Source organism: Streptomyces sp. WELS2 (genome assembly GCF_013870595.1).
Classification (GTDB): Bacteria; Actinomycetota; Actinomycetes; order Streptomycetales; family Streptomycetaceae; genus Streptomyces.
Genome location: NZ_JACBWZ010000417.1, coordinates 1 through 5,440 on the forward strand (window position 1 = coordinate 1; position 5,440 = coordinate 5,440).

A 5,440-nucleotide genomic window follows, 5' to 3' on the forward strand; every position below is an offset into this window, starting at 1 on the left:
GCCGCCCCCGCGGCTCAGTGACCGCTGGTCGCCTTCAGTCCCACCACGGCGACCAGCAGCAGACACACGAAGAAGATCCGGGCCGCGGTGACCGGCTCACCGAGCACCACCATGCCGAGCACCGCCGCACCGGCCGCGCCGATGCCCACCCAGACGCCGTACGCCGTGCCGATGGGCAGGGACTTCGCGGCGTAGGAGAGCAGGACCATGCTGGCGACGATGCCGGCGCCGGTGAACAGGCTCGGGACCAGACGGGTGAAACCCTCGCTGTACTTCATCCCGATCGACCAGGCGACTTCCAGCAGACCGGCGACGACGAGCAGGATCCAGGCCATGACGGCACCTCCGAGACAGTGACTTCCAGGGGGTGCGTCGTCTTTGCCTTGGACCCGGTACGGCGCGTCTCGTCGGGTTCCTTCCAACGTAGCAAAGGCACGGCAAAGAGGGCCGGTGACGATGGTCACCGGCCCTCTTCGCCGCCGCGTGCTACAGGTACAGCCCCGTGGAGTCCTCCGACCCCTCGAACCGGTCCGCGGCCACGGCGTGCAGGTCACGCTCGCGCATGAGGACGTAGGCCACGCCCCGCACCTCGACCTCCGCCCGGTCCTCCGGGTCGAACAGCACCCGGTCGCCGGGCTCCACCGTCCGTACGTTCTGGCCGACCGCGACGACCTCGGCCCAGGCCAGCCGCCGCCCGACCGCCGCGGTGGCGGGAATCAGAATGCCGCCCCCGGACCGCCGCTCGCCCTCACCGGTCTCCTGCCGCACGAGAACCCGGTCGTGCAGCATCCGGATGGGCAGCTTGTCGTGGTGGGGAGTGCTCTGCTCGTTTCTGTTGGCGCTCACGCGTCGAAACCTACCTGTTCCCGGTCAGTCCCTGCGCCGCCGGGCCCCCAGGGCGAGCAGCCCCACGACCCCCACGACGACCATCGCCACGGGCACCACCCGCTCCAGACGGGGCGCCCCCTCCTCGTCCGTGAACCGCGCCTTCACCTCGCTCACAACGCGGTTGACCTGCACATACGCCCGGCCGACCGTATGGTCGACGTTCGCGACGACCTTGGCCTTCGCGTCCGCGACGACGGTCTTCGGATGCACCCGCACCCCGATCTCGTCGAGCGTCTCGGCCAGCACTTCGCGGCGGCGCCTGATGTCCGCCTCGATCTGCGCCGGGGTTCTGGTGTCCGACGTGTCCGCCACCGTACGGCCTCCGAAGTCTGCCGAAATCTGCTGCTGCTTTGACGAACAGTCTGTCAGCTCGTGGCCGGACCGCACCGCAAGGGCCCCCGGTTACGCTAGTCCGATGAGCGAGCGACTCCAGCCCGGGGACGTTGCCCCCGCCTTCACCCTCCCCGACGCCGACGGCAACGAGGTGTCCCTTGCGGACCACAAGGGCCGCAAGGTCATCGTCTACTTCTACCCGGCGGCCCTGACCCCCGGCTGCACCAAGCAGGCCTGCGACTTCACCGACAACCTGGAGGTCCTGGCCTCCGCCGGCTACGACGTCATCGGCATCTCGCCGGACAAGCCGGAGAAACTCGCCAAGTTCCGCGAGCAGGAGTCCCTGAAGGTCACCCTGCTGGCCGACCCCGACAAGAAGGTGCTGGAGGCGTACGGCGCCTTCGGCGAGAAGAAGCTCTACGGCAAGACGGTCGTCGGCGTCATCCGCTCCACGGTGGTCGTGGACGAGGACGGCAAGGTCGAACGCGCCCTGTACAACGTCAAGGCGACCGGCCACGTGGCCAAGATCATCAAGGATCTGGGCATCTGACGACCGCGGGCACTGCCCGGCCGCTAGCATGGCCGGGCAGCACCAGGCGGCCGTGGTGGAATTGGCAGTCACGCTGGGTTTAGGTCCCAGTGGGGTAACTCCCGTGAGGGTTCGAGTCCCTCCGGCCGCACCGGAGATCAGGCCAGCAGCTCCCGCACCACGGGGACGAGGGCCCGGAACGCCTTGCCCCGGTGGCTGATGGCGTTCTTCTCCTCGGGGCTCAGCTCCGCGCACGTCCGCGTCTCGCCCTCCGGCTGGAGGATCGGGTCGTAGCCGAAGCCGTTCGTACCGGCCGGCGCGTGCCGCAGCGTGCCGCGCAGTTGCCCCTCCACCACCCGCTCGGTGCCGTCCGGCAGCGCCAGGGCCGCCGCGCAGGCGAAGTGGGCCGCGCGGTGCTCCTCGGCGATGTCGGACAGCTGGGCGAGCAGCAGCCTGAGATTGGCCTCGTCGTCGCCGTGCCGGCCGGCCCAGCGGGCGGAGAAGATGCCGGGGGCGCCGCCCAGCACGTCCACGCACAGCCCGGAGTCGTCGGCGACGGCCGGCAGCCCGGTGGCCCGGGCCAGGGCGTGCGCCTTCAGCAGGGCGTTCTCGGCGAAGGTGACACCGGTCTCCTTGACGTCGGGGACCTCGGGGAAGGCGTCGGCACCGACCAGTTCGTGCGGCAGTCCGGCCTCGGCGAGGATCGCCCTCAGCTCGGTGATCTTTCCGGCGTTGCGGGTGGCGAGGATCAAGCGGGTCATGCCCGACAGTATTCCTCCCCGCCCGGTCACCCCCGCGCCTGCCCTGGGTACCGGCACCGGGAACTCCCGTCCTGGTTCCGGAGCCGGACGGGCAGGGACAATTGTGCGCGGGGATCACCGGACGGGCGGAGCTGATGGAACCTACCGAGACCAGAACACCGGAGCGGGCCGCGTCGTACCGCACCATGACGGCGTTCACCCCCGCCGACGAGGAGCGCCGGCGCGGGGTGCGGCGCATGAAGCTCACGGCGACGGGCCTGCTGCTGTTCGTCGCGGTGGTCTACGTCCTCGCCAAGGTCGCCCAGGACGCGGGCGCCGGGGCCTGGGCCGGCTATGTGGCGGCGGCGGCCGAGGCCGGCATGGTGGGCGCGCTCGCCGACTGGTTCGCGGTCACCGCCCTGTTCCGGCACCCGCTCGGGCTGCCCATCCCGCACACCGCGATCATCCCCACCAAGAAGGACCAGCTGGGCGTCTCGCTGGGCGAGTTCGTCGGGGAGAACTTCCTCTCCGAGGACGTCGTACGGCAGCGGCTGCGCGCGGTCGGCATCGGCAGCCGGCTCGGCGCCTGGCTGGCCGAACCCGAACACGCCGACCGGGTGACGGCGGAACTGGCCACCGCCCTGCGCGGCGCCCTGACCGTGCTGCGCGACTCGGACGTGCAGGCGGTCGTCGGCGAGGCCGTCACCCGGCGGGCCAATGCCCGGGAGATCGCGCCGGGCATCGGCAAGACCCTGGAGAAGGTCGTCGCCGACGGCGGGCACCGGCGGATGGTGGACCTCGTGGTGTCCCGCGCCCACGACTGGCTGGAGCTGCACCGGACCGAGGTGATGGGGGCCGTGGAGGGCGGCGCGCCCGGCTGGACCCCGCGGTTCGTGGACCGCAAGGTCGGCGAGCGCGTCTACAAGGAGCTGCTGCGGTTCGTCACCGAGACGCGGGACATGCCCTCGCACCCGGCGCGCGGCGCGCTGGACCGCTTCCTCACCGACTTCGCCCGCGACCTCCAGTCCGACACCGACACCCGGGCCCGCGTGGAGCGGCTCAAGAGCGAGGTGCTGGGCCGTGGCGAGGTCCAGGACCTGATCGCGTCCGCCTGGACGGCCGTACGGTCGATGATCGTGGCCGCGGCGGAGGACGAGCGCAGCGAGCTGCGCCGCCGGGTGCGGTCCGCGCTGCTGTCCCTGGGCACCCGGATGGCCACCGAGGAGAAGATGCAGGGCAAGGTCGACGCCTGGGTGGAGGGCGCGGCGGTGCACGTCGTGACGACCTACCGCAAGGAGATCACCTCGCTGATCACGGACACCGTGGCGGGCTGGGACGCCGAGCACACCACCCGCAAGATCGAGGCCCACATCGGCCGCGACCTGCAGTTCATCCGGATCAATGGCACGGTGGTGGGATCCCTCGCGGGACTGCTGATCTACGCGGTCTCGCGCGGCCTGGGAGCCTGACCGGACTGTTCCGGCGCGGTCAGGGCACCCGGTTTTCCGTCCTTCGAGGAGGAGGGGGCCCATGAGAGAAGCGGATACGCCGGCCGCGCGGACCGGCCGGACGATCACCACGGACATCCCCGCCCGGCTGGACCGGCTGCCCTGGTCCCGCTGGCACTGGACCATCGTGATCGGGCTGGGCACCGTATGGATCCTGGACGGCCTGGAGGTCACGGTCGTCGGCAACATCGCCAGCCGGCTGTCGGAGTCCGGCAGCGGCCTGGCGATCTCCTCCGGGCAGGTCACCGGCGTCGCCGCCGCGCTCTACGTCGCGGGCGCCTGCTCCGGAGCCCTGTTCTGGGGCCGGCTGACCGACCGGTTCGGCCGCCGGAACCTCTTCATGATCACCCTGGTGGTGTACCTGGCCGCGACCGCCCTGACCGCCGTCTCGTGGCAGGCCTGGTGGTTCTTCCTGTTCCGCTTCCTGACCGGCTTCGGCATCGGCGGCGAGTACGCGGCGATCAACTCCGCGATCGACGAGCTGATCCCGGCGGCCTACCGCGGCCGGGTCGACCTCGTCATCAACGGCAGCTTCTGGCTGGGCGCGGTCGGCGGCTCCCTGCTGTCCATCGTCGCGCTGAACACCGACCTGCTGGCCGCGAACGTCGGCTGGCGGCTCACCTTCGCCCTCGGCGCCGTCCTCGCGCTGGTCATCCTCCTGGTACGGCGGCACGTCCCGGAAAGCCCGCGCTGGCTGCTGATCCACGGCCGGGACCGGGAGGCCGAGGAGATCGTCTCCGGCATCGAACGCCGGGTGGAGGCCGAGCGCGGCGAACGGCTGCCGGACGCCGAGGGCGAGCTGGAGATCCACCAGCGCAAGAGCGTCTCCTTCCTGGAGATCGCCCGCACCGTCTTCGGCCGCTACCGCAAGCGCGCGGCCCTCGGCTTCTCCCTCTTCATCGGCCAGGCGTTCCTGTACAACGCCATCACCTTCGGCTTCGGCGCGATCCTGACCAAGTTCTACGACGTGCCCGCCGACCACACCGGCTACTACTTCGCGGTGATCGCGGCCGGCAACTTCTGCGGCCCGCTGCTGCTCGGCAAGCTCTTCGACACGGTCGGCCGGCGCGTGATGATCTCCTCGACCTACCTGCTGTCGGGCCTGCTGCTGTTCGGCACGGCCTGGCTGTTCGGCCGGGGCGCGCTGAGCGCGTTCACGCTGACCGCCTGCTGGTGCGTGGTGCTGTTCTTCGCCTCGGCGGGCGCCTCCAGCGCCTATCTGACGGTGTCGGAGATCTTCCCGATGGAGACCCGCGCCATGTCCATCGCCTTCTTCTACGCCCTCGGCACGGCGGCCGGCGGCATCAGCGGCCCGCTGCTGTTCGCCGACCTCACGGGCACCGGCCGGGTGCGGGACACGGTCCTGGCCTTCTCCATCGGCGCGGCGCTGATGTGCGCGGCCGGCCTGGTCGCGGTGTTCCTGGCGGTAGGAGCCGAACGCC

General features: G+C 71.0%; 7 protein-coding genes, 1 tRNA gene and 1 riboswitch. Of the genes, 4 read left to right on the forward strand and 4 right to left on the reverse strand.

Going from position 1 to position 5,440, the window contains the following annotated elements; genetic code table 11:
- Positions 1-14: 14 nt before the first annotated feature.
- The 3 genes from H5J33_RS22035 to H5J33_RS22045 form a co-directional block, all read right to left on the reverse strand.
- The gene (locus H5J33_RS22035) at positions 15-335 is read right to left on the reverse strand and encodes a multidrug efflux SMR transporter (RefSeq protein WP_030610391.1); all 321 of its coding nucleotides are present in this window, start codon (positions 333-335) and stop codon (positions 15-17) included.
- A gap of 31 nt (positions 336-366) precedes the next feature.
- Positions 367-438, reverse strand: a riboswitch (guanidine-III (ykkC-III) riboswitch).
- Between the two features lie 48 nt (positions 439-486).
- The gene (locus H5J33_RS22040) at positions 487-846 is read right to left on the reverse strand and encodes a co-chaperone GroES (protein WP_030610388.1); all 360 of its coding nucleotides are present in this window, start codon (positions 844-846) and stop codon (positions 487-489) included.
- Positions 847-870: 24 nt separating this feature from the next.
- A complete protein-coding gene (locus H5J33_RS22045; RefSeq protein ID WP_181796646.1) occupies positions 871-1,200 on the reverse strand; it encodes a DUF3618 domain-containing protein in 330 nt (109 codons plus the stop codon).
- A 103-nt stretch (positions 1,201-1,303) separates the two neighbouring features.
- Between H5J33_RS22045 and bcp the strand changes: the two genes are divergently transcribed.
- Positions 1,304-1,771 carry a thioredoxin-dependent thiol peroxidase gene (gene bcp / locus H5J33_RS22050; RefSeq protein ID WP_181796647.1) on the forward strand — a complete coding sequence of 156 codons (468 nt, stop codon included), beginning with the start codon at positions 1,304-1,306 and terminating at the stop codon, positions 1,769-1,771.
- 46 nt (positions 1,772-1,817) lie between these two features.
- A tRNA-Leu gene (locus H5J33_RS22055) sits at positions 1,818-1,901 on the forward strand.
- Positions 1,902-1,908: 7 nt separating this feature from the next.
- Here the strand turns inward: H5J33_RS22055 and rdgB are convergent.
- Positions 1,909-2,511: an RdgB/HAM1 family non-canonical purine NTP pyrophosphatase gene (rdgB, locus tag H5J33_RS22060; RefSeq protein WP_181796648.1), complete on the reverse strand. Its 603-nt coding sequence runs from the start codon at positions 2,509-2,511 to the stop codon at positions 1,909-1,911.
- Positions 2,512-2,645: 134 nt separating this feature from the next.
- Between rdgB and H5J33_RS22065 the strand changes: the two genes are divergently transcribed.
- The gene (locus H5J33_RS22065; RefSeq protein ID WP_258565295.1) at positions 2,646-3,959 is read left to right on the forward strand and encodes a DUF445 domain-containing protein; all 1,314 of its coding nucleotides are present in this window, start codon (positions 2,646-2,648) and stop codon (positions 3,957-3,959) included.
- A 61-nt stretch (positions 3,960-4,020) separates the two neighbouring features.
- Positions 4,021-5,440: MFS transporter (locus tag H5J33_RS22070; protein ID WP_181796649.1), on the forward strand; the 1,420-nt coding region annotated here is incomplete at its 3' end.

Bases quoted from the DNA above. Each gene is read 5' to 3' on its own strand.
- H5J33_RS22035 (WP_030610391.1), bottom strand. From the start codon at position 335: ATGGCCTGGATCCTGCTCGTCGTCGCCGGTCTGCTGGAAGTCGCCTGG.
- H5J33_RS22065 (WP_258565295.1), top strand. From the start codon at position 2,646: ATGGAACCTACCGAGACCAGAACACCGGAGCGGGCCGCGTCGTACCGC.
- rdgB (WP_181796648.1), bottom strand. From the start codon at position 2,511: ATGACCCGCTTGATCCTCGCCACCCGCAACGCCGGAAAGATCACCGAG.
- bcp (WP_181796647.1), top strand. From the start codon at position 1,304: ATGAGCGAGCGACTCCAGCCCGGGGACGTTGCCCCCGCCTTCACCCTC.